This window comes from Roseovarius gaetbuli (genome assembly GCF_900172365.1).
Taxonomy (GTDB): domain Bacteria; phylum Pseudomonadota; class Alphaproteobacteria; order Rhodobacterales; family Rhodobacteraceae; genus Roseovarius; species Roseovarius gaetbuli.
On the sequence record NZ_FWFJ01000015.1, the window covers coordinates 1 to 26,703 of the forward strand.

Consider the following 26,703-nt stretch of genomic DNA (forward strand, 5'->3'; position numbering starts at 1 on the left):
CAGAAAAATGAGCCTCCGACCCGGCTGCGGCTCATTTTTCTGAGGGTACGATCATAAAGCGATTCTTTCACGCTGAAGCGGGTCCGACTGGAAGTCGGAGGGTTTGCTCCACGGCGTGGATACTGAATTGACCCCGGATAACCACGGTTTGGGCCGAATTTCGCCCCATTAACCATGAATATCCGGGGTTTATCTTTGCGCGCTCCGGTTGTGCCTGTCTCAGCTCATTTTTAGCGCCCTCACTGTACAGGGAATTTGCCCCATGAGCCTTAAGCCCGGGTTTTCCATTGATCAGGCTGGTCTGAATCTGATCCGCATCGTGATCGGGTCTTATTTCATGGCGCTCTCGATCGGCCTTGTGGCGGGCCTTGATCCGGCGGCGATTTTCACGCCGCTGATGCCGACGTTGTTGGCGGATATTCTGGGCGGGACGGTGATGTTCATGCTCAGCGCCTGTTTCATGGCCGGGATTCAGCTCCGGCTTGTGGCGCTAAGCCTTGCGATTTTCGTCTTTTCCAACAGCCTGACGCAGAACATGCTGCATGTCGTACCGGGGTCGGTATCGGCGTTCTGGCGTGATTTGACGCTTACCTGCGCCGTGCTTTTGACCTATTCCAGCCTGAGCCGCACTGCCCTGCGCCGGGCGTCGGTTCTGGCGCATCGGGCCAGGCTGCGGCACGCGCGCGAGACCGCGTCCAACCCGCGCCGCATCACCCTGCCCGCGCGCGGCAAACGCCCGATCCAACAGGAAATCCGCCGCGCCCTCATCGCGGCCAACCTGATGCGGCGGCCGCGAAAACCCGAGGACGAGCCGGACATCCTCAATATTTTCGCGAATTTGTGAAATCTGCGGCGGTTAACCGGCTGTCAAACCTTCTGGGGCAGGATGCGAGCGACCTTATAAGCCGCGGGATAGTGCCAGATGAACCTTTATTGCTGCATGATCGACCTGAAACAGGATGCCAAGGCGCTCGCCTTTGCCGCCGCGCTGGATGCCTGGATGAGCCATCTGCAAACCCATGGGGCGATTGGCGAGTGGCGGCTATATCGCAGCAAACTTAACCTTGCCGCCGACGCCTATCGCGACTTTCTGCTGGAAATCGAGGTCGAGGACCTATCGCAACTGGATCGCGCCTTTCGCCTGACCGGCGAACATGACGACGAAACCGCGCAACTGCACGACCGCGTGCATTCGCAGATATTGCATGTGGATTTCGCCCTCTATCGGCCCTATCCCGACCCCGAGCGCGCCGAACGGATGGCGCTGGTCTAGGTGGCACGGTGCGCGCCATCGCCGTGGCGCGCGCTTACTGGGTTAGGTTGTTCGCGGTTGCGCCAACCCCGATAACCGTTCCAAAGAGGCCAAGGATTGTCTGTACGCGGGTGACCGGCGATTCAGTGGCAAGGACTGTATCGTCGGGATTGATATTGAACTGACGCGCGGCGAAAAGCCCGTCTGCACTGGTCAGATCAAGCGCAAAGATAACCTGCTGCATGTCGGGGGTCTCGGGACCGAACTTTACATCACCCGGCTTATATTCGCGCAGCACCAGCAAACCTTTGGGGTTGGCCCGAAACGCCCTCAGGCCGCCCATCGCTGATACGGCCTCCATGGCGGACATCTCTTCCTTTTCGAAATTGAGAACCTTCTGGCTGCCGACGGCACCCACAACGTTAAAGGTTCGGTCATCCTCGATCACGACGATCTGATCGCCGCCGCGCACCAGGGTGTTGCGTGCGGGGTCTGACAAGAGCGCCTCGGCACGTGTTTCATAGCTTTTGCCACCGCGTTGCAGCACAACAAGCGGATGGCGCAGGCTTGGGCTAATCCCGCCAGCCTGGGCAAGCACGCTTAGGATGCGGGTGTTGCGGGTCTTGAGCGGAATCGTTCCCGGTGCGCCAACGCCACCGACAAGATCAACCGAGTTGTTGCCACCTTGGTGGATCGACAGCTGCACCTGGGCGGTGGGCGCGATATCTTCAAGCTGCTCTTGCAGCTTTCTGCGGGCCGCCGCTTCGGTCATCCCGCGCACTGCCACCTCGCCCACATAGGGCATGAACACGGTCCCGCTTGAAGAGACCGTCGTGGTCGGCACGGATGTTGATTTCGTCGCGTCCGCCGCAAGAAGCGAGTTTTCCTGGCTGTCCCAGATCACGATATCAAGGCTGTCCCCGCTTTGAATCAGCGACGAATCGGGGGCGCGCCCGGCTGCAAGCCAGTTATAGTGGCCTTGCCACCCGGTCGCAGGCCATTTGGCCAGATCGGGCGTGGCATCACGGGTCACTTTAACAACCTGGAATGTCGGGGTTTCAGCGTCCTTCTCAGCCAGAACTTCGGATTGCAGCGCAGCGCCACTGGGCAGGCTGCAGCCCGCAAGCGCAAGCATGAGAACAAGGCAAAGATGTACTCTGAAAGTATGATGCACGCGTTGCTCCTGCCCTCTATCGTATTTTGGTTTATTTCCTAACCTGCGCGAGACGTGATACACAAACGAAAATTGCCTTTTTGCGATAGTGAACCTTTATCAGTGACCAAAACACTTCACCCCGCCCGATGTCTTTTTCTTGGCAGCAATGGCAAACTTGGCCTGCTCTTGCAGCGGGCATGGCATGCCATGCCGGGGCCCGCACCGGTCTGGCTGGCGCGTCGCGGAGCGCCAGATTTCCGCTGGGCGCCGGGCGAGCCTTTGCCGCCCTTACCCGAAGTTGACAGCGTGATTGCGCTTTGGGGCTGTACCGGCGGAACCTCGGCAGAGCTTGCCGTGAACGTCGATCTCGTGCCGCAAGCGGTGGCGGTGGCCGAGGCCTGTGGCGCGAAATCCATCCTGCATTTTTCGTCGGCAGCGGTCTATGGGCCGGGCGTTAACCTTGATGAAACGGCCCCCCCGGCACCGGCAAACCCTTATGGCGCCTCAAAACTTGCCATGGAAAGCGCCATTCGTGCCCTGCCGCAAACCGGCGTGCGCCACTGCGCGCTGCGGCTTGCCAATGTTGTCGGCGCAGATAGCCTTGCCCCCGCCCTTGCCCCGCAGGCCGCCCCGGTGACGCTTGATCGGTTCGCTGATGGCCGCGGCCCGCTGCGCAGTTATATCGCGCCAGGTGATCTTGCCCGCGTGCTGGCCGCACTGGCCGCTCTTCCCCCTGACGCACTGCCCGCGCTTGTAAATGTCGCCGCCCCCGATCCGGTCCGCATGGAAGATCTGGCCCATGCGGCGGGGCGCCCGGTTGCCTGGCGGGATGCGCCGAATTCCGCCCATCAGTGCGTCACAATGGACGCATCACAACTAGAACACTTGTTCCCAGAGATGAAATTTCATAGAAGCGCCGAACGTTTCATCGCCGACTGGCGCAACCCGGAAAGCCTCCAATGACCCCAGTCAAGCGTTTGATGGACCTTTCTCTGGCGCTCTTTCTGGCGGTTTTATTGTCTCCTCTGATCCTCGGGGTGGCCCTGGCTATCCTGATCGTGGATGGGCGCCCGGTCTTTTACCTGTCGGGCCGGATGAAAACCCCCGAGACATCCTTTTGCCTTTGGAAATTCCGGACCATGCGCAACACAGGCGATGATGGTGGCGTGTCGGCCGGGTACAAGCGCAACCGCATTACCCCGCTCGGGGCCTGGCTGCGCCGCCAGCGTCTGGACGAGCTGCCGCAGCTGATCAACATCCTGCGCGGCGACATGAGCTTTGTCGGCCCCCGCCCGCCGCTGCGTCGCTATGTTGAAAAGTGCCCGGACATCTACGCAAAGGTCTTGCTAAACCGGCCCGGCGTCACCGGTCTTGCCACGCTTGTATACCACCGCACCGAAGAGCGGCTTTTGCGGGCCTGTGATACGCGCGAAGCAACCGAAGACGCCTATTTGCGGCGCTGCATCCCGGTCAAGGCGCGGCTTGATCTGATCTGGGCCCGCCACCGAAGCGTTTGCTATGATCTGCGCCTGATCGGACGGACCTTGATTCGGGCTTTCACCCAGTTGAACCGGCATAGTTGATCGCCAGAGCCGCCCTGAATTGTTCGGGTGGATTTTCGCAACCCAAGAAATTGCACCCTGTTCGATCAAGCCTAATCACGCTATGGTGTTAAGGGTGCGCGGCACTTTACCTGCAGTCAAAGTGCCGGTAAGTTCCTCGAAAATTGTTTGTTGGGTAACTTTTGAATGCGCGGGAAAGGCTTTCACTCGGCCATGTTCTACAAGTTCGTGAATTCACTGCGCCCGGCGCAAAAACATTCCATCTTCCTTGGCATTGATCTTGTTCTGGCGGTCACGGCTTATGCTGTGGCCTCTGCCATGCTGTTTGGCGACAGGTGGCTGAGCGCGCTGAACCTAGGCAATTTGGTCGATATTGCCGTGATTCTTGCGGTTGTCGGCGGGTTGAGCGCTAAACTTGGCCTCAACAAGGTCAAGCTCAATGCCTATGAAATGCATGGCATGATGGATTCGGCGTTTATCGCCGTGACACTGGTCGGCGTTAGCGTCATCGCCTCTTTCCTGCTGCAGACCAAGCCGACGCATCCGACGGTTTTCGTAGTCGCCGGGATGCTGTTCCTGATCCTGTCGGTTCTGGTGCGTCTGGTGATGCGCGTCGCCTTGTTGCGGATTTATCGAAGCGGAAACCGGCGGTTGCGCGTGCTGATTTACGGCGCCGGGCAAACCGGCCAGCAACTTGCGACTGCTCTTGCAACCGATGATGCGGTGATGCCGGTCGTCTTTGTCGATGACGAACCGCGCCTTCAATCCCTGACCATCGCCGGGCTCAAGGTGCACCGGCCGTCCGACATTCGCAGACTTGTGGACCGCCACAACATTCAGCGAATCGTGCTTGCGATGCCAAGCGCGCCCCGCAACGTGCGCGCACAGCTGACCCGCGAGCTGGCCGATACCGGCTGCGAGGTGCATGCCCTGCCGTCTTTTGCCGACCTGATTTCCAACAATGCCAGCACGCTTTATGAAAGCCGCCCCGTCAATCTTAGCGATCTGCTGGGGCGCGACGGGCTAGAGGATCAGCTTCCTGGCGTCAGCGACACCTATGCCGGGCGCAACATTCTTATCACCGGCGCGGGCGGGTCGATCGGATCAGAGCTTTGCCGTCAGATTTGCGGCTGCCGTCCGGCCAACCTGATCCTGCTGGACCATGGCGAGCATGCGCTGTTCCAGATCGACCGTGAATTGACCAGACTTGCGCCCGAAATCAAGATCACCCCGATCCTCGGCTCGGTCTGTGACAAGTCGCTGGTGAATGTCCTCATTCAGTCCAAGAAAGTCGATATCGTCCTGCACGCGGCCGCCTATAAGCACGTGCCCCTTGTCGAGGAAAACGCGATCGAGGGCATGCGCAACAACGTTCTTGGCACACGCGTCGTGGCCAATGCGGCGCGCGATGCGGGGGTCGAGCGGTTTATCCTTGTGTCCACCGACAAGGCCGTGCGCCCCACAAGCGTGATGGGTGCCTCCAAGCGCATTGCCGAGATGATCGTGCAGGATTTCGCCACCCGAAGCGACACGACCCGGTTTTCGATGGTGCGTTTTGGCAATGTCATGGGCTCGTCCGGCTCGGTCATCCCGCTCTTTGGCGAACAGATCGCCAAGGGCGGGCCGGTGACCCTGACCCATGCGGATGTGACGCGCTACTTCATGACCATCCCCGAGGCCGCGCGCCTTGTGCTTCTGGCCGGCTCTTTCGCGCGTGGCGGCGATGTTTTTGTGCTGGATATGGGCAAACCGATTGCGGTGCGCGACATGGCCCGCAAGATGATCGAGGGCAGCGGGCTCACCGTGCGCAGCCCCGCGAATCCCAATGGCGACATCGAAATCGCGATCACCGGCCTGCGCCCCGGCGAAAAGCTGCATGAAGAGCTGTTGATCGGGTCGGACATGCTCACGACGCCGCACCCCAAGATCTTGCGCGCGCAAGAGGGGCACCTGTCGGAAATCGAGCTTGCCAAGGCGCTCAAATCGCTGTCAGAGGCGATTGAAACCCGCGATGTCGCCCTGCTCAGATCCATCCTGTCGCGTTGGATTGAACAGACCGCCCCCGAAGACGAGGCAAGCGTTAGCGAATAACGCAGGCCTAACCGGGGTAGAGCGCCCCGAACTTCTGTTCCAGATAGGCCAGCAGTGGCTCGGCATCGGGCTCGGCGCCACAAGCGCGGGTGATGGTCTCGCGCGGCTCGTACAATCCGCCATGGCGCTGCACGTTCTCGCGCAGCCAAGCGGTTGGCGCACTCAACTCACCGCGCGCCAAATCCGTATCCAACTCCGGCACAGCGGCGCGCATCGCGCGGTTGAGACAACCGGCATAGACATTGCCAAGGCTATAGGTCGGGAAGTACCCGAACAGGCCCACCGACCAATGCACATCCTGCAAACACCCGTTTGACGCACGATCCACCTTATATCCGAAATCGGCCTCAAAGCGGTCATTCCAGGCGGCTTCAAGATCGCCCGCCGTCAGGTCACCGCTGATCAAAGCGCGCTCAAGATCATAACGCAGCATGATATGCAGGTTATATTGCACCTCGTCGGACTCGGTGCGGATATAGCCGCGATGCACCCGGTTCACGATCCGGTAAAAGGCATCCGCATCGGCCACGCCGATATCGCCGAACACCGATTGCATCCGCCCCAAAAGCCAGCCACAAAACGACGCGCTGCGGCCAAGCTGATTTTCGTAAATCCGGCTCTGGCTTTCATGCACCCCCATCGACACCCCCTGCCCCAATGGTCCAAGCGCATACTCCGGGTTGATCGCCTGTTCGTAACAGGCATGACCGACCTCGTGGATGGTGGAATAGATACAGTTGAACGGGTCATCCGTACTCGTGCGTGTGGTGATGCGCACATCGTCGCCCGACCCAGAGCTGAAGGGATGCACCGCCTTGTCAAGCCGCCCGCGCGTCATGTCATAGCCAAAGACCTTCGCCAGATCACGCGAGAGGCGCATTTGCGCATCCGCGTCATACGCGCCGCCAAGCGCCGGGGCGGCAGCACCGGCAAGGGCCTGCGCACGCAGGGCCACCAGACGGGGGCGCATGGCGGCAAACATGTCGTCCAGCAGGGCCGATGTCATGCCCGGCTCGTAATCCTCAAGCAAGGCGTCATAGAGATCACCACCCTCGGCCAGGGCCGCGGCCTCTTGGCGTTTAAGGGCGATCACCTCGGCCAGAACCGGCACGAAGGCCGCCACATCATCATTTGCGCGCGCCTCGGCCCAGGCCCCCTGAGCGCGGCTTGTCAGGCGCGCCAAAGCCACCGCAAGATCGCCTGGCACCCGGCAGAGCCGCTCGTAATCGCGCCGGATATGGCGCAGGTTGGCGCGCGCCACATCGTCGTTCGCCTGCGCCCCGGCAAGCCACTCACCCCGGCGCGGATCGGTGCGCCGCGCATGGATCACCGCCTGCATCGCACCACTTTCCTCGGCCCGCTGATGCGCCGCGCCGCGCGGCATCATGGTTTCCTGATCCCAGCCAAGCCGCCCGGCCACCTGCGACAGGGCCTGCGTTTCGCGCTCATGCGCGATCAGATCGTCATAGGCTGACATCTCAGGCCCTCCGAATGGATTGCGCCAGCGGATACTGGCTCAGGAAGCGGGCGCGCAGGATCAGAACCCAGACCACGACCGCGAGAAACTGATGCGCGATGGCAAGGTGCCAGGGCGCGATGTAAAGCACCGTCGCGATGCCAAGCACGACCTGCCCCACAAGCGCGCCAAAGGCCATCGTAAACGCCTGCGCCGTCGCCTCATTGGCGCTGCGCCGTCCCTTGAGCCAGACGACGATCCCGAAGGCAAACAGCAGATAGCCGCTGAGGCGGTGAATGAATTGTACCGTGCCGGGGTTCTCGAACAGATTGCGCCAGGCGGGCTCGATCCCCCACATGTCGGGCGGCAATATCCCCCCCGCCATCAACGGCCAGTCGGTAAATGTGCGCCCGGCATCAATCCCCGCCACAAGCGCGCCAAGAATGATCTGGAGAAAGGCAAAATGCATCCAGCCGGTGGCAAGCCCATAAAGCCGCGCCTCGCGCCCGCGCCGCGCCTGCATCAGATCACGCTCTTCGCGCCCGATCAGGAACACATACCAGGCGATCACGCCGAGAATGACAAAGGCCAGGCCAAGATGCGTCGCCAGCCGGTAAGAGGCCACCGCGATCATCTCGCCCTTGAGGCCAGAGGCAACCATCCACCAGCCGATCGCCCCCTGCGCCCCGCCAAGCGCGCCCAGCACAAGCAATCGCCCGGTCCAGCCAACCGGAATTTGACGCGCCAGCAGAAAGCCAAAGAACCCTAGCGCCCAGACCAGCCCGATGAACCGACCAAGCTGGCGATGGCCCCATTCCCACCAATAGATCGCCTTGAACTCGGCAAGGCTCATGCCCTTGTTCAAAAGCTCATACTGCGGGATGGTCTTGTATTTCTCGAATTCCTCGACCCAGGCCGCCTCGGACATCGGCGGCAGCGCGCCTGTGACCGGCTTCCATTCGGTGATGCTCAGACCGCTATCGGTCAGCCGGGTAAGGCCGCCCACCGCGATCATCAAAACGACCAGCGTGAACAGCACCATAAGCCAGAGCCGGATACCCCGGCGCGCGCCGCGCTTGCCGGCATCAATCATGCCACCGCGCGGGGCCTCGGGGACCGGTTTATCCGCGCTGCCGACCTCTTCGAAAATGCTGCGTTTTCCGCTCATCGTGAACCTCGTTGTGTTTGCCTGAGAGCCTAGTGCGCGACATGTCCGCCTTCAAGCGCGCTCAACCGTCGCGCTGCTTCCAGCGGACCATCTGCCGCAGCACCCCGTGCAGCATCTGCACATCCGCGCCGGTCAGGGGCATCCTGCTCCACATGTTGCGCAGGTTAAGCTTCATGCTCTCGGCCTTGTGGTCGGGAAAGAAGAACCCGGCCTCGCCAAGCTGTGCCTCGTAATGATCGCCGAGCTTTTCAATCTCGATCTGCTCGGCCCAACGGGCCTTGGCCATGTCCACCCGCTCGGGGGTGATCTCGCTTGCGGCGCGTTGCCACTCATAGGCGGTCAACAGCACACATTGCGCAAGGTTCAGGCTGGCAAACTCGGGATTGACCGGCACGTTGATGATCGCATTCGCGCGCGCGATATCGTCATTCTCAAGGCCCGCGCGCTCGGGGCCAAAGAGCACCGCCACCTTTTCACCTGCCGCGATCCGCTCGGCGGCAATCTGCATGGCGCGCTCGGGGCTGACCACCGGCTTGGTCAAGCCGCGCGCCCGCGCGGTGGTGGCAAAGACGTAATGACAATCCTCAAGCGCCGCGCCCGTGGTATCGACAAGCTGTGCCTCGTCAAGCAACCGCCCGGCTCCGCTTGCCATGGCCACGGATTTCGGATTGGGCCAGCCATCACGCGGCGCAACAATCCGCATCCGGTCAAGCCCGAAATTCCACATCGCCCGCGCCGCCGCTCCGATGTTTTCGCCCATCTGCGGGCGCACAAGCACAAAGGCGGGCTGTGGTCTGTCTGTGGGCATGGCGGGATCTTTCTATGGCATCTCAAGCAAGGCGGTCAGCCGCGTCTTAGGCCAGGCGGGTCCGGCTGAAAAGACCCGATACTTTCATCGTTCCCCAAATACTCGCGCCGCAGGCATCCCGGCGCCAGAAAAAAGGCGCGAGGCCTGATCGGTCCCGCGCCTTTTTCACATGCTTTATCCGATGGGCCTACTCGGCCGCTTCGGCCGGACCAGAGGGCCCAGGCCCGCCCGATCCATCACCCTGCGGCCCCTGGTCAGTCTGACCTTCGGCCTTTGGTGGCTTTTTCACGCGCGGCTTGCGCGGGCGCTTGGGCGGCATCGGCGCGCTCTGGCTTTCGGGGGTGTCGACAAGACCGCTTTCTTTATCGGCAGTGCTGTCGATGATATCTGGCTGGGCCGCCTCGGCGGGATCATGGCTGTGATTATCGCAGCTTTGCGGCTGAGGCTGGTCGCGCTCACCCTGACTGTGATTTTGACGCTCGCCATTGTTCTGGCCACGTTCGCCTTGCGGGCGCTCGCGGTCACGTTCGGCCTGACGCTCGCGGTTCTGACGCTCCTGCTCTTCGCGGCGAGCCTCCTGCTCTTTCTGGGCCTCGCCCAAAAGACGCAGGTAATGCTCTGCATGCTGCTGAAAGTTCTCGGTCGCAACCCGGTCGCCCGAAAGCTGGGCATCGCGCGCCAGCTGGTTGTACTTTTCAATGATTTGTTGCGGCGTGCCGCGCACCTTGCCTTCGGGGCCGGAACTGTCAAAGGTCCGGTTGACGACATTGCCCGTGCTGGGGCGATTACGGCTCGGCTTATTACGCGAACGTGACTTAGATGATCTCATATTGATGCTGTCCAGCCTTATGCTCAAATGTTCACTCGACCCGACTGGCGCCCCTTGCGCCGAAAATTAAACCGGATCGGACATGTTTTGGCTTGGTGTCAAGCGGGACCGCCCAAAAGGCATCCTCCGTCTTAACTGCCCCATGACTAACCATGCAGAGGCGGTTCATACAAGCCAAAAACTAAACTTTCTTGCCATTAATGCGGATTATGGCCGGTTTTCTCCGGTTTAGATGGGCCAAATCCCGCCAACCACCCGGTCACGACCGTCAAGATCGGGCAGAATTTCCACCCCATCGAATCCCGCATCGCTCAGCAATTGCGCCACCTCCGGGCCCTGTGTCGGGCCGATTTCCAGCAGGATGCGCCCGCCGGGGCGCAGGTATTGCCCCGCTTGCGCGGTGATCGCGCGATAGGCCGCAAGCCCGTCGCCCTCATCGGTCAGCGCCATGCGCGGGTCGTGCTCGCGCACCTCGCGCGCAAGGCCGGGCATTTCGGCCAGGGCGATATAGGGCGGGTTTGACAGGACAAGATCGAAGCTGCCTGTAACAGTCGCGAACCAGTCAGAGATCGCAAAGCTGGCCCGCGCAAGCACGCCCAAAGCCCCGGCATTCTGTCGCGCCACACGCAGCGCCGCCTCCGATATATCCGTGCCCATACCGCTGGCCTGTGGCCGCTCGGCCAGAAGGCTCAGCAGGATACAGCCAGAGCCCGTGCCAAGATCAAGCACCCGCTCGAAAGGGCGCGCCAAGGCGGCCTCGACCAGCGCTTCGGTATCGGGGCGCGGGTCAAGCACATCCTCGGTCACGGCAAAGCGGTGGTTCCAGAAGTCGCGGTAGCCAAGGATTTTCGACACCGGCCGCCCCGCCGCGCGCTGATCAATCAGCGCAAGATAGGCGGTCATCATCTCGGGCGTGAAATCCTCGACCTCAAGGCAGTTCAGATCGGCGCGCTCACGCCCGGCGGCATAGGCCAAAAGCAGGCGCGCATCGCGCATCGGGTCATCGACATCGCCAAGCCGGTCGCGCCCAAGGCCAAGCGCCAGGGCCAGGGCCTGACCCGCCGAGGCCGCCTCATGCGGGGCTGTCACGCGCCCATCTCGGCCAGCATGCTGGCCTGCGCATCCGCCGTAAGGGCGTCAATTACCTCGTCAAGATCGCCGTTCATCACCTGATCAAGCTTGTAAAGCGTCAGGTTGATGCGGTGGTCGGTCATCCGGCCCTGCGGGAAATTATAGGTGCGAATCCGCTCGGAGCGATCGCCCGAGCCGACCTGCGCGGCGCGGCTGGCCGAGCGTTCGCTATCGACGCGCTGACGCTCCATGTCAAACAGCCGCGATTTCAGCACCTGCATCGCGATCTCACGGTTGCGGTGCTGGGATTTCTCGGAGCTGGTGACCACAAGGCCAGTCGGCAGGTGGGTGATGCGCACGGCGGAATCGGTGGTGTTGACGTGCTGACCGCCCGCGCCCGAGCTTCGCATCGTGTCGATCCGCAGATCGCCCGCGTCGATCTTGACGTCAACATCCTCGGCCTCGGGCAAAACCGCCACGGTCGCCGCCGAGGTGTGGATGCGCCCGCCGCTTTCGGTCTCGGGCACGCGCTGAACGCGGTGCACGCCGGATTCGAACTTGAGCCGGGCAAAAACATTCTCGCCCTTGATATGCACGACCAACTCGCGGATGCCGCCAAGCTCGCTTTGCTGTTCCTCAAGAACGTCGAACTTCCAGCCCCGCGCCTCGGCATAGCGCTGATACATGCGCATCAGGTCGGCGGCAAAAAGCGCGGCCTCGTCGCCGCCGGTGCCGGGGCGGATCTCAAGGATCGCCGGGCGCGCGTCAGCGGCGTCTTTCGGCAAAAGCGCCAGTTGCAGCGCCGCCTCAAACTCGGGCTGGCGGGCCTCCAACGCCTCGATCTCGTCGCGGGCCAGATCGCGCATCTCGGGGTCGTCAAGCATCGCACGGGCGCTGTCGAGATCGCTCAGAAGCTCGCGATAGGCGCGGATTTCCTCGACCACCGGGCGAAGCTCGGCATATTCGCGGCCAAGGCGCGCGATATCCCCGCCGCCCTGCGCCATCTGCGCCTCGATATATTCGAAGCGCTGTGTGATTTGTTCTAGTCTGTCCAAGGGCACCATGATGCGAGGCTGTGTCCTATCCTTTGGCTTTGGTCAAGGGGGATGACTGTGCTATAATATTTGTCATGCGATGGATCATGCCCTTTATTCTTGCGGCGACGCCCGCATTTGGCGATGCCACGATCGGCGGCAAAACGGTTGAGTGTTATTGCACCGACCGGACCGGCGCGCGGATTGAAATGGGCGAGACGATCTGCCTTCAGGTCGATGGCAAGATGTTCATGGCGCAATGCCAGATGTCGCTTAACGTGCCGATGTGGCGCAAGGTCAGCGATGGCTGCTTGTCATCCGCCCTGCCCCAATCGCATCAGCCAGCCGTCGATACGGGCGGCGTTGACGCCCAGATCTGATTTCCCGAACCGCAGGCGTCCGTAAATCTCAAGCTGATCACCGGCGCGACGCAGGGTCGTGTAATCGGGAAAGCCGACCACCGCAGAGCGGGTGACATAGGTGATCATCCCCTCGCTAGGCGCGCCCGCAATCACATGCGTGCGCGGCGTGGCGCGGATGATGGCATCCAACCGCTCGAAGGTGATGGCATCCGCCGCGATGACGCGCATCGCACCGTTAGCGAGATCCTGATCGGTGACCATCTCGGGCATTTGATGCCACCGGGCGACGTCACTCGGCGCAAGGCGCACATAACCCGCACCCGCAATAACACCCAAAACGATCAGACCGAAGATCAGCTTCATACCCTTGCTTTATCCCAGCGGCGGGGCTCATCCGGCCTGACAGCCGACCTCGCGAGCCGCGCGATGGCGTCGCTATCCCGCGCGGCTTCCGTCGACGGTTTCCGCAAGCGCCTCGGCACGCGCGGCAATCTCGGCCAGCGTGTCGGTCACCTCTTGCGGCACAACCGGCACCTCGATGCGCTGTGCCTCAGGCGTCGGCGCATTGCGCATCTGGTCAAGCTCGGCGTCTTTTTCGGCAAGTTTGTCCTGCGCCTCGCGCAGCTTGTCCTGAAGTCCGGCGGTCTTGTCGGCCAGCATCAGACCCGCCATCAAAAGCATCCGCGGCTCGGGGATACGCCCGATCTGTGCCGCCAGAACCGAGGCTTCTTCATCCAGCATCTTGGCGGCCGATTTCAGGTAATGCTCTTCACCCGCCTGACAGGCCACCTCGAATGTGCGGCCTCCGATTTCGATCTGCACTTCGGGCATCAGGCCTCCTCCGTCTTGCTGTTCTGGGTCTCGGGGTCTGCGGCGCCGTTGATCACCTGGCCAAGCTCTGCAAGCACCGCCTCGACCTCGCCGCGGTCCGCCGTGCGCGTGGCGCGCAGGCCTTCAAGCTCGGCGAGCATGGATTTGTTGATCAGATGCGGCTCGGCAACACCGGATTGATTCGCCTCGCGCAGGGCCTGGTTGTTATCGCGAAGCTGCTGGTTGGCCTTGCGCAACGATTGCAGGTCGCTGTCGAGCTTGCGCATCGCCTGCGACTGCTCTGACTGCCCGGCCTCATTTGCGGCCTCGACGGCGGCGAGTTTATCGCGCAACGCCTTGACCCGCTCTTCCAGCTGAGCATTGGCAAGCTTTTCGTCCTCAAGCTGCTGCTTCAGGGCCGCCACGTCATCGCCTGCGGCCTCGGGTCCGGTATCCTTCCGCGCCTCAAGACCCTGCGCTATGCGGTCGAGCGCTGCGGTGATCCGCGCCTCCAGCTGGTTTATCTGGCTCATCGCCTTAGTCCCTCACTTGTCTTTGCCCATATCCTTGCCCTGCCCCATCGAATCGCACATCGGGCGGGTTTTGTGCAAGTCTAGCGAACCGCCAGACAAAATGCGCCCCCTTTACCGCCAATCACCGGGTAAACACCGGGTAAACACTGGGAATTCAACCGGGCGATGCTTGATCTTTGGGGCCGGGCTGTTATGCAACCCCCATCTGTTGCCACTTCAAAGGATGTCATCCCGTGGATATCGCCGCCCTGCGCACCGCCAATCCCGATCACTGGAACAAAGCCACCGCCATCCGCGCCCTGACGCTGGATGCCGTGGCCGCCGCCAATTCCGGCCATTCCGGCATGCCCATGGGCATGGCCGATGTGGCGACGGTGCTTTATGAAAAGCACCTCAAGTTTGATGCCGCCAACCCCGACTGGCCGGATCGTGACCGCTTTATCCTGTCGGCGGGCCATGGTTCGATGCTGCTCTATTCGCTGCTGCATCTGACCGGCTATGACGACATGACCCTTGAGCAGGTCAAAAACTTTCGCCAATGGGGCGCGATCACCGCAGGTCACCCGGAATATGGCCACGCGAAGGGCATCGAAACCACCACCGGCCCGCTTGGTCAGGGGATTGCCAACTCGGTCGGCTTTGCCATGGCCGAGGAAATGCTGCGCGCGCGCTTCGGGCGCAAGCTTGTCGATCACTACACCTATGTGATCGCCGGTGACGGCTGCCTTATGGAAGGCATCAGCCAAGAGGCGATCGGCCTTGCCGGGCGGCACTCGCTTGGTCGGCTGATCGTGCTTTGGGACAACAACAACATCACCATCGACGGCACCGTCGATCTTGCCGATCGCACGGATCAGGTAAAACGCTTCCGCGCCAGCGGCTGGCAGGTGATTGAAATCGACGGCCACGACCCGGCGGCGATTGATGCGGCCCTGACCGAGGCAAAGAAAAGCAAGCGCCCGACGATGATCGCCTGCAAGACCCATATCGCCCTTGGCCATGCCGCACAGGATACGTCAAAGGGCCACGGCGCTCTGACCAATCCCGAACAGCTTGCGGCGGCGAAAAAGGCCTATGGCTGGCCCTATGGCCCGTTCGAGGTACCTGCCGATGTGAAATCCGCGTGGGAAGAGATCGGCAAACGCGGCGCGTCCGAACAGGCCGCCTGGGCCGCGCGTCTGGCCGAGATGTCAGCCCCGCGTCAGGCCGAATTCACCCGCATTTTCGCGCGCGAAGCCCCGGCGAAACTCTCGGCGCGGATAAAGGCGCTGAAGAAACAGATCAGCGAAGAGGCCCCCAAGGTGGCCACGCGCCAATCCTCTGAGATGGTGCTTGAGGTGGTCAATCCGGTGATGCAGGAAACCGTCGGCGGCTCGGCCGACCTGTCGGGGTCCAACAACACCCGCTCGGGCGATATGACGGTGTTTGACGTGGACAACCGCAAGGGGCGCTACGTCCACTGGGGTATCCGCGAGCATGGCATGGCGGCGGCGATGAACGGCATGGTTCTGCATGGCGGCATCCGCCCTTATGGCGGCACCTTCATGTGCTTTACCGATTACGCGCGCCCGGCGATGCGCCTTGCCGCTCTGATGAAGATTCCGACCGTGTTTGTCATGACCCATGACAGCATCGGCCTTGGCGAAGATGGCCCGACCCACCAGCCGGTCGAGCATCTCGCGATCAGCCGCGCCACGCCCAACACCTGGGTGTTCCGCCCCTGTGATACGGTCGAGACCGCCGAGGCCTGGGAACTTGCGCTGAGCTCGAAAGAGACGCCTTCGGTGATGTCGCTGACCCGTCAGGGCCTTCCGACGCTGCGCCGCGAGCATAAGACCAAGAACATGACCGCCCAGGGCGCCTATGTTCTGGCCGATGCGATCGGCAAACGCGAGGCGATCCTGCTGGCGACCGGCTCCGAGGTGGAAATCGCCATGGCGGCGCGCGACCTGCTGCAAAAAGACGGGATTGGCACGCGGGTCGTCTCGATGCCCTGCTGGGAGCTGTTTGAGGAGCAGGACGAGGCCTATCGCAAGCGCGTTCTGCCCGGTGGTCCGGTGCGGGTCGCGGTCGAGGCGGCCATTCGCTTTGGCTGGGATCGTTGGCTTTATGGCGAGCGTGGCCGTCGTGATAAGGGCGGCTTTATCGGCATGCATGATTTCGGTGCCTCGGCCCCTGCCCCGACGCTCTACAAGGAATTCGGCATCACCGCCGAGGATGTGGCCGCGAAGGTCAAATCCCTGCTCTGACCTTGTGAGCATTGCAAAGATCGAAGCCCCCGGATGCCACCGCATTCGGGGGTTTTTCGTGGCCCTCAGCCGCGCGCCGCCGCAATCGCAAGCCCGTCGGTGACCGCGGTGAAAACCTTGCTGAAGGAATGATGCGCATCGGGGCATTCTGCCCGTGCCGCCTGCGCGACCATCGCCATAAGACTTGATCCGCCGACGTAAATCACGTGGTCAATCGCCGCCGCATCGACGCCCGCCATGTGCAGGGTGTCGCGCACCCCCTCGTGCAACATGCGCGCCTGTGGCCAGAGGCAGGCCGCCAGGATTTGCGGTGGCAATGTTGCCGACAGGCCGCGCTCGATCTCGTCAAGCGCGATTGCGGCGCTCTCATCCCCGGCATTGGCCGCGATCTTGCCACGCTCGACCGCAAAGGCAACCTCATGGCCAAGCTCATGCTCCAACAGGGTTGCAAGGCGACCCAGCCTTTCCGGCTCATTCGCCAGCCGCAGCATTTCGTCGACCTTACGGCGGGTCTGGGGCGTGTAGAGAAACGGGATTTTCTCCCAGGTGGCGAGATCGTTGAAGATCGCGTTTGGCACCGGCGAGATGCCCGGCCCCATCACCTTGCGAAGCTCTGATCCCTTGCCAAGCAGGGGCATCACCCGCTCGATGCTGATCGCGCGATCAAAATCCGTGCCGCCGATCCGCACGCCATGACTGGCCAGCACAGACACGCCCGCACCGGTGGCGCGAAACACCGAGAAATCCGAGGTGCCGCCGCCGATGTCGACGATAAGCCCGGTCTCGCCGGGTTGGATCGCGGCACCATTGGCAAGGGCGGCGGCCTCGGGTTCGGGCAGAAAGCCGACGTCTTTGAACCCGGCGGCAAGGTAACAGGCGCGCAGGTCCGACTCGGCCTGCGCCTCGCGCGCGTCGTTTGCGCCATGAAATACGACGGGACGGCCAGAGAGCACGCGATCGAAGGTCACCCCGGCCTGTGCTTCGGCGCGGGTCTTGATGTGGCTCAGAAAGCGGGCGATGATTTCGACGAAGGTCACGCGCTCTTTCAGGATCTGGCGGGTTTCATGCATGAGCGGCGTGCCAAGCACACGCTTGAGTGCGCGCATGAACCGCCCCTCGATCCCGTCAAGCAGCGCCTGATTGGCCGCCTCGCCGATCAGGGTTTTCTGGCTATCGAAATCAAAGAAAAACGTGGTCGGCAGGGTGGTTTGGGCGCCCTGCATCGCAACAAGCACTGGATCACCGTCACGCAGATAGGCCGCCGCCGAGTTGGAGGTGCCGAAATCCAAGCCTAAAACGGGGCTAATCTGTGCCATTTTCGATCTCTGCCCCTTCCAGGAAAAGGCGGGGCGTAACCCTCGGGCCGAACGCTGTCAAGCGACGGCAGCGGTCGTTCGGCGCGTGGTTTTAGGCGCTAGCCGATCTGATCCAAAAGCCATCTGGCGCGCTCGATCTGGGCGTCGAGCGTGGCGCATTTCTGCAGGAGTCGCTGTTTCTTCGAGGGTTTGACCGCCTCGGAGAGTTCGCCCATCAGCCCCTCGCGCTTTTTGCTCAGCTTGCGGATCATCTTGGACACATGATCCGGGTCGATCTTTTGCGCCTTGCCGCTTTCAAGCCGCTCAAAATAGGCATCCAGTTTCTCGATACTGTTCCTGAGTTTCATTGCGTGGTCCTTGTCTTTTCTGCGGCCGATTTGGGCGGGCTCTTGGGGCCGTCTGTGACCATATCCTGAAGGTCGTCCTCATCCAGCGTCAGGATGCGCTCAACCTCGGCCATGGCGTCTTCGGCGTCGATGTAATAGGCGCGCGCGGCGTCCAGAAGATCGCGCATCGCGCTATAGGCATAGCTTGAATCGTTGAGAAACGAGGTCGCCATGCTCGCGCTCAGGTGATGATCGCGGATCAGGTGATCAACGGTCTGATTGGTGTTGCGCGCATCCGCTTCGACCTGAAGGCGTTCCTGATCAAGCCAGAGGCTAGAGCGGTCTTCGGGGTCGGCCTCGTCAAGCTTGCGGATCTCGACCAGAATGCGGGCAATCTCGGTGCGTAGCCCGTTGTAGAGATCGGTAATCACGCCCTGTGGCCTTCGGGTGAAATGGGTGGCGTTGCGGCGCATGTGCTTGATTGATTTGACCGCATGCACGATCTGCCCGGCGACATCGCGCATGAGATAGACGTCATCCATCGGTTTTGCCGGAATATCCTTGCTGCCGACCCGCGTGGCGAATTCGATAATCGCGGAATAGAGCGTTTTGACGCGGTGTTCGTAAAGCGCATCAATGTCGAAATCGACCGGCGCGCGGCTTGCCCTTACGGTGGCCGCGATATCCTTGGTTTCAAACAGCTCCGAGCGGTGCAGGTTCAGCCCATGCACAATAAGCTCGACCGCGTTTTCATAAAGGTGATGCACCTCGCGGCGCATCGCGATCTGAATGGTTTGGGGAAACTCATCCACCGCCTCCGAGAGGTACTTGGGGCGGCTCAGGTCTTCGGCGGGTTGCGCGATGGTCTGCTCAAGGAAGGTCACCAGCCGGTGGATGAACGGCAAGATAAGAACGACGCCCAAGACGTTGAAAATCGTATGGAATACCGCAAGTTTAAGGGCGTAATCACTGGCCGAAATGCCGACGAACCCGCTGATGGCATCAACCGCCAGACGGATCTGGCCGATAAAGACAAGCGCCACGCCGGCCGTCAAAACGTTGAACATCAGATGCGCCAGAGCCAGACGCTTGCCCTGAAAATTCGCGCTCAGCGCGCCGATGATGGCGGTGACCGTGGTGCCGATATTGGCCCCGATCGCAAGCGCCAGTGCGTTTTCATAGCTGATCTGCCCGGCCGCAAGTGCGGTGATGATCAGTACCATCGTGGCATGGCTGGATTGCATCACCACCGTCGCCGCCGCCCCGGTGAGCGTATAGACCACAAGCCCCAAAACCCCGGTCATGGCCAGGCGGGTCAGGTCGAACTGATCCTTGAAGGCCTCGAAACCCTCTTTCATGTGATGGATGCCGAGAAATAAAAAACCAAGCCCGGCAAGCACATAGCCCGCACCCTTAAGGTATTTTGAGCGCTGGAACACCAGCACGATACTGATCGCCAGCATCGGCAGCGCATAGGCCGAAATCTTGACCTTGAGACCAAACCCCGCCACCAGCCAGGCGCCCGTGGTGGTGCCGATATTGGCGCCGAAAATGATGCCGACCCCGGCCAAAAGCGGAATGAGGCCCGCCGAGAGGAATGAAATGGTGATCACCGACACAAGCGAGCTTGATTGCATGATCGTCGTGGCAATCGCCCCGAAGCCAAGCGCGCGGGTGATGGATCCGGTTGCCATTTCAAGCGCGCGCTCAAGATAGCCGCCGCTGAACAGCTTGAACCCATCCTCAAGCATCAGCATGCCAAAGAGAAAAATCGCCACGCCTGCGGCGATCTCCTGAAAATCCGGGCTGATCCAGAAGCCAAAGACAAGCAGCCCGAGGATGACCGGCAAAAGCAGTTTCTTCATCATCACGCGCGCCCCTGTATCAGCCCCCATAGGAGCACGCCAATGCGGCATTGGCCTTGAGGTGGATCAAGCGCGCAGAGGCCGACGCGCAAAGAGAATCCCCCCACGGCGCCAAGGCCCGGGCATGGAACAGTTAGCGCAATCATGCCACCGCAGGCAGGTTTTGCGGTAACGGTTATCGCTAACAAGCTGAATTTCAAATGAAATCCACCTTTTCCACCTTTCCGCCAATGGTGCTTGGGTCTATATCGCCCCCAACCTCATTCACAGGAGTCCCCGCATGACCATCACCGTAGGCATCAACGGCTTTGGCCGCATTGGCCGCGCCACCCTCGCCCATATCTCAGAGAGCCTGCGGACCGACATCAAGGTCGTCAAGGTCAACGCCACCGGCCCGCTTGAGACCGCCGCGCACCTGATGCGCTATGACTCGGTGCATGGTCGTTTTCCCCATCCGATCACACTCGGCGACAACACCATGGATCTGGGCCGTGGCCCGATCGAGATGTTTTCGACCTATGACATGGACGAGCTGGATTGGGACGGCGTCGATGTGGTGCTGGAATGTACCGGCAACTTCAACGATGGCCTGAAGGCCAACAAGCACCTTGAGCGTGGCGCAGGCAAGGTCTTGCTCTCGGCGCCGGGAAAAAACGTTGACCGCACTGTGGTTTACGGCGTGAACCACGATCAGCTTGAGGCCTCCGAGCGGATGATCTCGAACGGGTCCTGCACCACCAACTGTTTGGCGCCGCTGGCCAAGGTTTTGAACGACAGCATCGGGATCGAGAGCGGCATCATGACCACGATCCACGCCTATACCGGCGATCAGCCGACGCTGGATCGGCGCCACAAGGATCTTTACCGCGCGCGCGCCGCCGCGATGTCGATGATCCCCACCTCGACCGGGGCCGCCAAGGCACTTGGCGAGGTTCTGCCGGAACTGGCGGGCAAGCTTGACGGCTCTGCGATCCGCGTGCCGACGCCGAATGTCTCGGCTGTTGATCTGACCTTTGTTGCCAAGCGCGATGTCACCGTGGCCGATGTCAACGCCGTCGTGGCCGAAGCCGCCGCCGGGGCGATGAAGGGTGTGCTGGGCTATGACCCCGAACAGAAGGTCAGCATCGACTTCAACCACACCGAAGAAAGCTCGATCTTCGCCCCGGATCAGACCAAGGTCATGGGCAGCCGCCTTGTGCGGGTTCTGGCCTGGTATGACAACGAGTGGGGATTCTCCTGCCGCATGGCCGATGTTGCGGTGGCGATGGGCGGTCTGCGGTAAACCGCCTACAACCCTGAATTGCGTTCAAAACCCCGGTGCCATGAGCGGTATCGGGGTTTTTTCGTGTCCAATCGGCGAAATCCTTCTGAACCAAAGTTATAGAGCGACGGAGATCAACTTTTGGATGATGGCCGTAAGGTTGGCGAAAGGCGCAGGTGGCAGAAGATGCGGCGAGGTTGACCGCATTCCAACCTATGAAAAGGACCTGTTCCCATGACACGTATTCTTGCCCTTTCGCTTGCTCTTCTGGCCGGTTCGCTGGTCACCGCAGAGGCCGAAACCGCCAAAGTCACCGGCAAACCCGATGCCGCCGTGACCGAACAGATCACCGCCAAGCTTTCCGAGGAAGGCTATGAGGTGCGCAAGGTGAAAACCGAAGACGGTCTCTATGAGGCCTATGCGATGAAAAACCGTGAGAAGTTCGAAATCTTCATGGACGCCGACCTGAACGTCGTGCGGACAAAATCCGAATAAACCTCCCGACAAGGCCGGGCCGGACCATCGGCCCGGTCGCCTCTTTGCCATCTAAAAGCAACGGACACACCAGATGAAAACCTTCAAGACATGGGACCCGGTCATTCGCATCTTTCACTGGTCGCTGGTGGGGGCCTTCACGGCGAACGCCCTGATCCTCGATGACGACGGCAAGGCGCATCAATGGGTGGGCTACGCGGTTGTGGCGCTTGTTCTGCTACGGCTGCTCTGGGGAGTGATCGGGCCGCATACCGCGCGGTTCGCCAGTTTCACGCCACAGGTGTCGGAGGTGTTCGAGCAGATGTCCGATATGGCGACCCGGCGCAAACGCGCGCATCTGGGGCATTCGCCGCTTGGGGCGCTGATGATCTTCAACCTGCTGGCGGCGATGCTTGTGATCGGGTTAAGCGGCTACATGATGACGACCAACATGTTCTTTGGCGTTGAGTGGGTCGAAGAGCTTCACGAGGTGGTCGTGTTCTGGGCCGAAATTTCGATTGTCGCGCATGTCGCTGCCGTGGTCCTTGAAAGTCGTCGCACGGGGGTCAACCTGCCGCGGGCGATGGTGACAGGTGTCAAATCGGTGCCGGATGATCTGAACCTTGTAAAATGACCGGCACGGCATCCAAAAAACCCGGCGCATTGCTTGTGCTTATCCTGGTACAGGCATTTTGCGCTGTGTTTTTCCTTTGGGATGTCATGCAGGAGGCCGGGCCGCTCAGGGTTTTGGCGCTGCGCGATTTTCATGTGGCGGCCGAGGCCGTTTCAGCACTTTGCCTGTTGGCGGCGGTGTTGTTTGAAATCCGCTACCTGATGACACTCTTGCGCCGCAAGGCCCACCTTGAACGCCAGATCTCGCTGGCTGCGGGGGCGTTTCACGACGTCATTCTGGATCACTTTGAGCGCTGGAACCTGACCCCGGCGGAACAGGATGTCGCGAGTTTCACCATCAAGGGCCTATCCATCGCCGAGATCGCCGCCCTGCGCGGCACCGCCGAAGGCACGGTAAAATCCCACCTCAACGGAATATATCGCAAGGCGGGCGTGGCCGGGCGCGGGGCGCTCCTCAGCCTGTTGATCGACGGTCTGTTCCAGCTTCCCGAAGGCGCCACGACATTGATCCCGCTTCAAAAACGCGCGTGACAGGCACGCCCGGCTCTGGCATCAAGGCGCACGCCCAGCAGGAACGGAGATCGCCAGATCATGACCAACAAGATTGCCCTGATCCTTGGCGCGATGATCGTCGCCGGTTTTATCGCCGATCAGGTGGTTTACGATGGCGAAGGCGTTGTCTTTCTGGGGCGCAAGCTTGTGCTGCTGATCGAATACGTGGCGTTCTGGCGTTAATCGAATTTGGCGCGCAGCGCGCCGTGCACGGCGGGTGTGACGAACTTTGACACATCGCCACCAAGGCGCGCGATTTCCTTGACCAGCTTGGAGGCAATCGCCTGATGCCCGGCATCGGCCATCAGGAACACCGTCTCAACCGAGTTATCGAGCGCGCGGTTCATGCCAACCATTTGAAATTCATACTCAAAATCGGCCACCGCACGCAATCCGCGTACGATGACCTGCGCCCCGACATCATGGGCGCAATCAATCAGCAGGTTCTCGAAGGGATGCACGACAATCTCGGTACCGGTCTGTTCACTTAGCTTGGCACATTCGGTTTCGATCATCTCGACCCGCTCTTCGAGCGTAAAAAGCGGGCCCTTGTCGCGATTGATCGCAACGCCGATGACAAGGCGATCCACAAGAACCGACGCGCGTCGGATGATATCGGTATGGCCCAGGGTGATCGGGTCAAACGTGCCGGGATAGAGGGCAATGCGCATGGGCCACTCCGTTGTTACAGTCGCGCCACGCAACAATATTACGCACCTGAATGCAAGGGCTTAGCGCAGGATCTTAAACCTCGACCGAGCATTTTAGCCAAATCGCAACAGATCAGGATCAGACAGGTCTGGACCTAATGGCCCATAATCATGCCTTCCAGCGCGGTTTTCTCCATCGAAAGCTCTTCGAGGCGGGCCTTGACCACGTCACCAATGGTGACGATCCCGACAAGCTTGCCATCCTCGACAACCGGCATGTGGCGAAAGCGGCCATCGGTCATCCGGGCCAGCACCGCATCCGAGGTATCCTGACGCGCACAACAGACCGGGTTGCGGGTCATCATGTCGCTCACGCTTTCGGTCATGCAGACAACGCCGCGTACCGCCAAAGAGCGCACGATATCGCGCTCCGAGAGGATGCCGTCAACCTTGGTGCCGTCGCGCGACACCACAAGCCCGCCGATCCGGCGCTCGGCCAAAGTCTGTGCGGCCTCTGATACGAGGGTCTCCGGGGTGATGGTGATGACGCCCTCATCCCCCTTGGATTTCAGAATTTGCTGAACCAGCATGTCTTGCCCTCCGAAAGAAAATTACCTTATTCAAATGGTTAGCGATCAATCATTTTCTGTCAAGTGCGCGCTTCAAGTTGCGCCACCTCTTGCCGGATGCCCGCGACCAATGCGCCGGCAAAGCGGTTTTGCCGCTCAAGGCGGCGATCATCGGCGTGACGCACCAGGTAAAAGCTCCGCGTGAGGCTAAGTTTATCGGCCAGAACCTTTTGCACGCCGCGCGTCCAGGGCAATGAAAAGTCATGCAAAACCCCTATTCCGCCGCCCTGACGCACCCAGTTGAGTTGCACCGAGACCGAGTTCGAGGCCAGATTCACGCGCTCGACCCCGGCCTGGCTCAGGTAATCCAGTTCCTTGTCGAAAATCATGTCCTGAATATAGCCGACCATGCGATGGCCCTCTAAATCCTGAAGGGTTTCGATGGGCGAATGGCGGCGCAGATATTTGATTGAGGCCGCAAGATGCAGCCGGTAGTCGGTGATTTTCTGCACGCTCAACCGCCCGGCGGTGGGCGGGCTGACGGCGATCACCATGTCGGCCTCGCGCCGGGTCAGGTTGAAGACCCGCGGCAGGGCGACGATCTGAATTTCAAGGTCGGGGTTTTCCGCCGCAATCGCGGCACAGACCTGCGGCAGCAGGAAATTGGCACAGCCATCGGGCGCGCCGACGCGGATTTGCCCGGTCATGCCGCCCGCCTGCCCGGCCAGTTCTTCGGCGGCATCCTCCATCGCCGTTTCGGCGCGCATGGCATGCGTCATCAGGCGTTGACCGGCCTCGCTCAGGACATAGCCATTGGGGGATTTGGCGAAAAGCGGCGCGCCGAGCGCATCTTCAAGCCGCGCAATCCGCCGCCCCACCGTCGCCGGATCGACCTTAAGCATGCGCCCCGCGCCCGACAGGCTCTCGGCGCGGGCCACGGCGAGGAAGATCTTGATATCGTCCCAATGCGGTTGCATCGCGCCCTCCTTTGCAAAAATGCAGGTTAGTTTTGGAATATTGCCTCTTTTCCAAATAAAATTGCAAGGCTACCTTGGCGCCAACCAAAAGGAGGACTCCCATGAAAGAGATTACGCATTACATCAACGGCGCGCATGTCAAAGGCACGTCGGGCCGCTTTTCCGATGTTTTCAACCCCGCCACCGGCGAAGTGCAGGCCAAATGCCCGCTCGCGAGCGCCGCGGAAATGGACATCGCCGTCAAGGCCGCAATGGCCGCGCAACCGGCATGGGGCGCGACCAACCCACAGCGCCGCGCGCGGGTGATGATGAAATTCGTCGACCTTCTGAACCGTGACATGGACAAACTTGCCGAGGCCCTCTCGGCCGAGCACGGCAAGACCTTCCCGGATGCCAAGGGCGACATTCAGCGCGGCCTTGAAGTGATCGAATATTGCATCGGCGCGCCGCAGCTTTTGAAGGGCGAGTTCACCGATAGCGCCGGCCCCGGCATCGACATGTATTCGATGAAACAGCCGCTTGGCGTCACTGCGGGCATCACGCCGTTCAACTTTCCGGCGATGATCCCGATGTGGATGTTCGGCCCTGCCCTTGCCTGTGGCAACGCCTTTATCCTCAAGCCGTCAGAGCGCGATCCCTCCGTGCCGCTGATGCTGGCGGAACTGTTTGAAGAGGCGGGTCTTCCCAAGGGTCTGTTGCAGGTTGTGAACGGCGACAAGGAAGCGGTTGATGCGATCCTTTATCACGACGTGATCCAGTCGGTCGGCTTTGTCGGCTCGACCCCGATCGCGCAATATATCTATGGCACCGGCTGTAGCCAAGGCAAGCGCGTGCAATGCTTTGGCGGCGCCAAGAACCACATGATCATCATGCCCGATGCCGATATGGATCAGGCGGCAGATGCCCTGATCGGTGCCGGATACGGCGCGGCGGGCGAACGCTGCATGGCGATTTCGGTGGCGGTTCCGGTCGGTGAAGAAACCGCAGACCGTCTTATCGAAAAGCTGGTGCCGCGGATTGAAAAGCTCAAGGTTGGGCCATGGACCTCTGGCGACGATGTCGATTACGGCCCCGTTGTCACCGCCGAGGCCAAGCAGCGCATTCTTGGCCTTGTCCAGACCGGCATTGATCAGGGCGCTAAACTTGTCGTCGATGGCCGCAACTTCAACCTTCAGGGCTATGAGGACGGCTTTTTTGTCGGCCCGCACCTGTTTGACCATGTCACACCGGATATGGACATCTACAAACAGGAAATCTTTGGCCCGGTTCTGACCACCGTGCGCGCGGGCAATTACGAAGAGGCGCTCAAGCTTGCGATGGACCATGAATATGGCAATGGCACCGCGATCTTTACCCGCGATGGTGACGCCGCGCGCGATTTTGCGGCGCGAGTCAATGTCGGCATGGTCGGCATAAACGTGCCGATCCCGGTGCCGCTGGCCTATCACACCTTTGGCGGCTGGAAAAAGTCGGGCTTTGGCGATCTCAATCAGCACGGGCCGGATTCGTTCAAGTTCTACACCCGCACCAAGACCGTGACCTCTCGCTGGCCCTCGGGCATCAAGGAAGGTGGCGAGTTCAACTTCAAGGCGATGGATTAATCCACGCCTCATGGGCCCGGTCATTGCGCCGGGCCCGCGATCCCCTTGCCCAATGGGGCAAAACCGTGCTGAATTGGACGGCGCAACAGGGCGGAAAA

General features: G+C 61.1%; 29 protein-coding genes. 13 read left to right on the forward strand and 16 right to left on the reverse strand.

Annotation, left to right across the window (positions count from 1 at the left end):
• Nucleotides 1–262 precede the first annotated feature (262 nt).
• The gene (locus ROG8370_RS09140) at nucleotides 263–844 is read left to right on the forward strand and encodes a hypothetical protein (protein WP_085826783.1); all 582 of its coding nucleotides are present in this window, start codon (nucleotides 263–265) and stop codon (nucleotides 842–844) included.
• A gap of 78 nt (nucleotides 845–922) precedes the next feature.
• Nucleotides 923–1,273, forward strand: a complete 351-nt coding sequence (locus ROG8370_RS09145; protein ID WP_085826784.1) for a DUF6614 family protein — start codon at nucleotides 923–925, stop codon at nucleotides 1,271–1,273.
• A gap of 34 nt (nucleotides 1,274–1,307) precedes the next feature.
• Here ROG8370_RS09145 and ROG8370_RS09150 read toward each other — a convergent pair whose 3' ends face one another.
• Nucleotides 1,308–2,426 carry a polysaccharide biosynthesis/export family protein gene (locus ROG8370_RS09150; RefSeq protein ID WP_245827286.1) on the reverse strand — a complete coding sequence of 373 codons (1,119 nt, stop codon included), beginning with the start codon at nucleotides 2,424–2,426 and terminating at the stop codon, nucleotides 1,308–1,310.
• 102 nt (nucleotides 2,427–2,528) lie between these two features.
• On the opposite strand from ROG8370_RS09150, the gene ROG8370_RS09155 reads away from it, so the two are divergent.
• The 3 genes from ROG8370_RS09155 (at nucleotide 2,529) to ROG8370_RS09165 (ending at nucleotide 6,061) form a co-directional block, all read left to right on the forward strand.
• The gene (locus ROG8370_RS09155) at nucleotides 2,529–3,371 is read left to right on the forward strand and encodes an NAD-dependent epimerase/dehydratase family protein (RefSeq protein ID WP_245827287.1); all 843 of its coding nucleotides are present in this window, start codon (nucleotides 2,529–2,531) and stop codon (nucleotides 3,369–3,371) included.
• The gene (locus ROG8370_RS09160; protein ID WP_085826786.1) at nucleotides 3,368–3,991 is read left to right on the forward strand and encodes a sugar transferase; all 624 of its coding nucleotides are present in this window, start codon (nucleotides 3,368–3,370) and stop codon (nucleotides 3,989–3,991) included. The genes ROG8370_RS09155 and ROG8370_RS09160 overlap by 4 nt, the downstream gene beginning before the upstream one ends.
• 192 nt (nucleotides 3,992–4,183) lie before the next feature.
• A complete protein-coding gene (locus ROG8370_RS09165) occupies nucleotides 4,184–6,061 on the forward strand; it encodes a nucleoside-diphosphate sugar epimerase/dehydratase (RefSeq protein ID WP_085826846.1) in 1,878 nt (625 codons plus the stop codon).
• Between the two features lie 7 nt (nucleotides 6,062–6,068).
• Here ROG8370_RS09165 and ROG8370_RS09170 read toward each other — a convergent pair whose 3' ends face one another.
• The 6 genes from ROG8370_RS09170 to prfA all read right to left on the reverse strand — a co-directional run bounded on the left by ROG8370_RS09170 (nucleotide 6,069) and on the right by prfA (nucleotide 12,457).
• Nucleotides 6,069–7,538, reverse strand: coding sequence for a carboxypeptidase M32 (locus ROG8370_RS09170; RefSeq protein ID WP_085826787.1), 1,470 nt, complete (start codon nucleotides 7,536–7,538; stop codon nucleotides 6,069–6,071).
• 1 nt (nucleotide 7,539) lies between these two features.
• Nucleotides 7,540–8,685 carry a heme A synthase gene (ctaA, locus tag ROG8370_RS09175; RefSeq protein ID WP_085826788.1) on the reverse strand — a complete coding sequence of 382 codons (1,146 nt, stop codon included), beginning with the start codon at nucleotides 8,683–8,685 and terminating at the stop codon, nucleotides 7,540–7,542.
• Nucleotides 8,686–8,746: 61 nt separating this feature from the next.
• The gene (locus ROG8370_RS09180; protein WP_085826789.1) at nucleotides 8,747–9,493 is read right to left on the reverse strand and encodes an RNA methyltransferase; all 747 of its coding nucleotides are present in this window, start codon (nucleotides 9,491–9,493) and stop codon (nucleotides 8,747–8,749) included.
• 187 nt (nucleotides 9,494–9,680) lie between these two features.
• Nucleotides 9,681–10,322 (reverse strand): DUF4167 domain-containing protein, encoded by a 642-nt coding sequence (locus tag ROG8370_RS09185; protein ID WP_085826790.1) that lies wholly within the window; start codon nucleotides 10,320–10,322, stop codon nucleotides 9,681–9,683.
• Nucleotides 10,323–10,550: 228 nt separating this feature from the next.
• Nucleotides 10,551–11,411 (reverse strand): peptide chain release factor N(5)-glutamine methyltransferase, encoded by an 861-nt coding sequence (gene prmC / locus ROG8370_RS09190; protein ID WP_245827288.1) that lies wholly within the window; start codon nucleotides 11,409–11,411, stop codon nucleotides 10,551–10,553.
• Nucleotides 11,408–12,457: a peptide chain release factor 1 gene (gene prfA, locus ROG8370_RS09195; RefSeq protein ID WP_085826791.1), complete on the reverse strand. Its 1,050-nt coding sequence runs from the start codon at nucleotides 12,455–12,457 to the stop codon at nucleotides 11,408–11,410. Before prfA ends, prmC begins: the two co-directional genes overlap by 4 nt.
• Nucleotides 12,458–12,534: 77 nt before the next feature.
• Between prfA and ROG8370_RS09200 the strand changes: the two genes are divergently transcribed.
• Complete coding sequence (locus ROG8370_RS09200; RefSeq protein WP_245827289.1) at nucleotides 12,535–12,807, forward strand: hypothetical protein; 273 nt, start codon at nucleotides 12,535–12,537, stop codon at nucleotides 12,805–12,807.
• Here the strand turns inward: ROG8370_RS09200 and ROG8370_RS09205 are convergent.
• From ROG8370_RS09205 to ROG8370_RS09215, 3 genes are all read right to left on the reverse strand, one after another.
• Nucleotides 12,742–13,152 carry a DUF1499 domain-containing protein gene (locus ROG8370_RS09205; RefSeq protein ID WP_085826793.1) on the reverse strand — a complete coding sequence of 137 codons (411 nt, stop codon included), beginning with the start codon at nucleotides 13,150–13,152 and terminating at the stop codon, nucleotides 12,742–12,744. The genes ROG8370_RS09200 and ROG8370_RS09205 overlap by 66 nt on opposite strands.
• Nucleotides 13,153–13,224: 72 nt before the next feature.
• Nucleotides 13,225–13,620: a cell division protein ZapA gene (locus ROG8370_RS09210; RefSeq protein WP_085826794.1), complete on the reverse strand. Its 396-nt coding sequence runs from the start codon at nucleotides 13,618–13,620 to the stop codon at nucleotides 13,225–13,227.
• Nucleotides 13,620–14,132: a hypothetical protein gene (locus ROG8370_RS09215; protein WP_085826795.1), complete on the reverse strand. Its 513-nt coding sequence runs from the start codon at nucleotides 14,130–14,132 to the stop codon at nucleotides 13,620–13,622. The genes ROG8370_RS09210 and ROG8370_RS09215 overlap by 1 nt, the downstream gene beginning before the upstream one ends.
• Nucleotides 14,133–14,365: 233 nt before the next feature.
• On the opposite strand from ROG8370_RS09215, the gene tkt reads away from it, so the two are divergent.
• The gene (tkt, locus tag ROG8370_RS09220; RefSeq protein WP_085826796.1) at nucleotides 14,366–16,381 is read left to right on the forward strand and encodes a transketolase; all 2,016 of its coding nucleotides are present in this window, start codon (nucleotides 14,366–14,368) and stop codon (nucleotides 16,379–16,381) included.
• Nucleotides 16,382–16,446: 65 nt separating this feature from the next.
• On the opposite strand, the gene ROG8370_RS09225 is transcribed toward tkt, so the two are convergent.
• The 3 genes from ROG8370_RS09225 to ROG8370_RS09235 all read right to left on the reverse strand — a co-directional run bounded on the left by ROG8370_RS09225 (nucleotide 16,447) and on the right by ROG8370_RS09235 (nucleotide 19,891).
• On the reverse strand, nucleotides 16,447–17,697 hold the full coding sequence (locus ROG8370_RS09225) for an Hsp70 family protein (protein ID WP_085826797.1): 1,251 nt from the start codon (nucleotides 17,695–17,697) through the stop codon (nucleotides 16,447–16,449).
• Between the two features lie 98 nt (nucleotides 17,698–17,795).
• Nucleotides 17,796–18,044, reverse strand: a complete 249-nt coding sequence (locus tag ROG8370_RS09230; RefSeq protein WP_085826798.1) for a hypothetical protein — start codon at nucleotides 18,042–18,044, stop codon at nucleotides 17,796–17,798.
• The gene (locus tag ROG8370_RS09235) at nucleotides 18,041–19,891 is read right to left on the reverse strand and encodes a Na/Pi cotransporter family protein (RefSeq protein WP_245827290.1); all 1,851 of its coding nucleotides are present in this window, start codon (nucleotides 19,889–19,891) and stop codon (nucleotides 18,041–18,043) included. The genes ROG8370_RS09230 and ROG8370_RS09235 overlap by 4 nt, the downstream gene beginning before the upstream one ends.
• A gap of 277 nt (nucleotides 19,892–20,168) precedes the next feature.
• Here ROG8370_RS09235 and gap point away from each other — a divergent pair, with 277 nt between their 5' ends.
• The 5 genes from gap (at nucleotide 20,169) to ROG8370_RS20540 (ending at nucleotide 22,991) form a co-directional block, all read left to right on the forward strand.
• Complete coding sequence (gene gap, locus ROG8370_RS09240) at nucleotides 20,169–21,170, forward strand: type I glyceraldehyde-3-phosphate dehydrogenase (protein ID WP_073197858.1); 1,002 nt, start codon at nucleotides 20,169–20,171, stop codon at nucleotides 21,168–21,170.
• 213 nt (nucleotides 21,171–21,383) lie between these two features.
• Nucleotides 21,384–21,644, forward strand: coding sequence for a PepSY domain-containing protein (locus tag ROG8370_RS09245; protein WP_085826799.1), 261 nt, complete (start codon nucleotides 21,384–21,386; stop codon nucleotides 21,642–21,644).
• 73 nt (nucleotides 21,645–21,717) lie between these two features.
• Nucleotides 21,718–22,257, forward strand: a complete 540-nt coding sequence (locus tag ROG8370_RS09250) for a cytochrome b/b6 domain-containing protein (RefSeq protein WP_085826800.1) — start codon at nucleotides 21,718–21,720, stop codon at nucleotides 22,255–22,257.
• Nucleotides 22,254–22,787 carry a helix-turn-helix transcriptional regulator gene (locus tag ROG8370_RS09255; protein WP_085826801.1) on the forward strand — a complete coding sequence of 178 codons (534 nt, stop codon included), beginning with the start codon at nucleotides 22,254–22,256 and terminating at the stop codon, nucleotides 22,785–22,787. The genes ROG8370_RS09250 and ROG8370_RS09255 overlap by 4 nt, the downstream gene beginning before the upstream one ends.
• 60 nt (nucleotides 22,788–22,847) lie before the next feature.
• Nucleotides 22,848–22,991 carry a hypothetical protein gene (locus ROG8370_RS20540; protein ID WP_170925211.1) on the forward strand — a complete coding sequence of 48 codons (144 nt, stop codon included), beginning with the start codon at nucleotides 22,848–22,850 and terminating at the stop codon, nucleotides 22,989–22,991.
• Here the strand turns inward: ROG8370_RS20540 and coaD are convergent.
• The 3 genes from coaD to ROG8370_RS09270 all read right to left on the reverse strand — a co-directional run bounded on the left by coaD (nucleotide 22,988) and on the right by ROG8370_RS09270 (nucleotide 25,004).
• Entirely contained in the window at nucleotides 22,988–23,479 is a 492-nt protein-coding gene (coaD, locus tag ROG8370_RS09260; RefSeq protein ID WP_085826802.1) for a pantetheine-phosphate adenylyltransferase, read from the reverse strand. The genes ROG8370_RS20540 and coaD overlap by 4 nt on opposite strands.
• Before the next feature lie 134 nt (nucleotides 23,480–23,613).
• On the reverse strand, nucleotides 23,614–24,048 hold the full coding sequence (locus ROG8370_RS09265; protein WP_085826803.1) for a CBS domain-containing protein: 435 nt from the start codon (nucleotides 24,046–24,048) through the stop codon (nucleotides 23,614–23,616).
• Between the two features lie 59 nt (nucleotides 24,049–24,107).
• Nucleotides 24,108–25,004: a LysR family transcriptional regulator gene (locus ROG8370_RS09270; RefSeq protein WP_085826804.1), complete on the reverse strand. Its 897-nt coding sequence runs from the start codon at nucleotides 25,002–25,004 to the stop codon at nucleotides 24,108–24,110.
• 101 nt (nucleotides 25,005–25,105) lie between these two features.
• Between ROG8370_RS09270 and ROG8370_RS09275 the strand changes: the two genes are divergently transcribed.
• Complete coding sequence (locus ROG8370_RS09275) at nucleotides 25,106–26,605, forward strand: CoA-acylating methylmalonate-semialdehyde dehydrogenase (protein ID WP_085826805.1); 1,500 nt, start codon at nucleotides 25,106–25,108, stop codon at nucleotides 26,603–26,605.
• The last annotated feature ends 98 nt before the right edge of the window (nucleotides 26,606–26,703 follow it).

What these genes read in the sequence shown, in the direction of transcription:
- ROG8370_RS09140 (WP_085826783.1), top strand. Translation starts at nt 263, where the DNA reads ATGAGCCTTAAGCCCGGGTTTTCCATTGATCAGGCTGGTCTGAATCTG.
- ROG8370_RS09145 (WP_085826784.1), top strand. Translation starts at nt 923, where the DNA reads ATGAACCTTTATTGCTGCATGATCGACCTGAAACAGGATGCCAAGGCG.
- ROG8370_RS09160 (WP_085826786.1), top strand. Translation starts at nt 3,368, where the DNA reads ATGACCCCAGTCAAGCGTTTGATGGACCTTTCTCTGGCGCTCTTTCTG.
- ROG8370_RS09165 (WP_085826846.1), top strand. Translation starts at nt 4,184, where the DNA reads ATGTTCTACAAGTTCGTGAATTCACTGCGCCCGGCGCAAAAACATTCC.
- ROG8370_RS09170 (WP_085826787.1), bottom strand. Translation starts at nt 7,538, where the DNA reads ATGTCAGCCTATGACGATCTGATCGCGCATGAGCGCGAAACGCAGGCC.
- ctaA (WP_085826788.1), bottom strand. Translation starts at nt 8,685, where the DNA reads ATGAGCGGAAAACGCAGCATTTTCGAAGAGGTCGGCAGCGCGGATAAA.
- ROG8370_RS09180 (WP_085826789.1), bottom strand. Translation starts at nt 9,493, where the DNA reads ATGCCCACAGACAGACCACAGCCCGCCTTTGTGCTTGTGCGCCCGCAG.
- ROG8370_RS09185 (WP_085826790.1), bottom strand. Translation starts at nt 10,322, where the DNA reads ATGAGATCATCTAAGTCACGTTCGCGTAATAAGCCGAGCCGTAATCGC.
- prfA (WP_085826791.1), bottom strand. Translation starts at nt 12,457, where the DNA reads ATGGTGCCCTTGGACAGACTAGAACAAATCACACAGCGCTTCGAATAT.
- ROG8370_RS09200 (WP_245827289.1), top strand. Translation starts at nt 12,535, where the DNA reads ATGCCCTTTATTCTTGCGGCGACGCCCGCATTTGGCGATGCCACGATC.
- ROG8370_RS09205 (WP_085826793.1), bottom strand. Translation starts at nt 13,152, where the DNA reads ATGAAGCTGATCTTCGGTCTGATCGTTTTGGGTGTTATTGCGGGTGCG.
- ROG8370_RS09210 (WP_085826794.1), bottom strand. Translation starts at nt 13,620, where the DNA reads ATGCCCGAAGTGCAGATCGAAATCGGAGGCCGCACATTCGAGGTGGCC.
- ROG8370_RS09215 (WP_085826795.1), bottom strand. Translation starts at nt 14,132, where the DNA reads ATGAGCCAGATAAACCAGCTGGAGGCGCGGATCACCGCAGCGCTCGAC.
- ROG8370_RS09225 (WP_085826797.1), bottom strand. Translation starts at nt 17,697, where the DNA reads ATGGCACAGATTAGCCCCGTTTTAGGCTTGGATTTCGGCACCTCCAAC.
- ROG8370_RS09230 (WP_085826798.1), bottom strand. Translation starts at nt 18,044, where the DNA reads ATGAAACTCAGGAACAGTATCGAGAAACTGGATGCCTATTTTGAGCGG.
- ROG8370_RS09235 (WP_245827290.1), bottom strand. Translation starts at nt 19,891, where the DNA reads ATGATGAAGAAACTGCTTTTGCCGGTCATCCTCGGGCTGCTTGTCTTT.
- gap (WP_073197858.1), top strand. Translation starts at nt 20,169, where the DNA reads ATGACCATCACCGTAGGCATCAACGGCTTTGGCCGCATTGGCCGCGCC.
- ROG8370_RS09245 (WP_085826799.1), top strand. Translation starts at nt 21,384, where the DNA reads ATGACACGTATTCTTGCCCTTTCGCTTGCTCTTCTGGCCGGTTCGCTG.
- ROG8370_RS09250 (WP_085826800.1), top strand. Translation starts at nt 21,718, where the DNA reads ATGAAAACCTTCAAGACATGGGACCCGGTCATTCGCATCTTTCACTGG.
- ROG8370_RS09255 (WP_085826801.1), top strand. Translation starts at nt 22,254, where the DNA reads ATGACCGGCACGGCATCCAAAAAACCCGGCGCATTGCTTGTGCTTATC.
- ROG8370_RS20540 (WP_170925211.1), top strand. Translation starts at nt 22,848, where the DNA reads ATGACCAACAAGATTGCCCTGATCCTTGGCGCGATGATCGTCGCCGGT.
- coaD (WP_085826802.1), bottom strand. Translation starts at nt 23,479, where the DNA reads ATGCGCATTGCCCTCTATCCCGGCACGTTTGACCCGATCACCCTGGGC.
- ROG8370_RS09265 (WP_085826803.1), bottom strand. Translation starts at nt 24,048, where the DNA reads ATGCTGGTTCAGCAAATTCTGAAATCCAAGGGGGATGAGGGCGTCATC.
- ROG8370_RS09270 (WP_085826804.1), bottom strand. Translation starts at nt 25,004, where the DNA reads ATGCAACCGCATTGGGACGATATCAAGATCTTCCTCGCCGTGGCCCGC.
- ROG8370_RS09275 (WP_085826805.1), top strand. Translation starts at nt 25,106, where the DNA reads ATGAAAGAGATTACGCATTACATCAACGGCGCGCATGTCAAAGGCACG.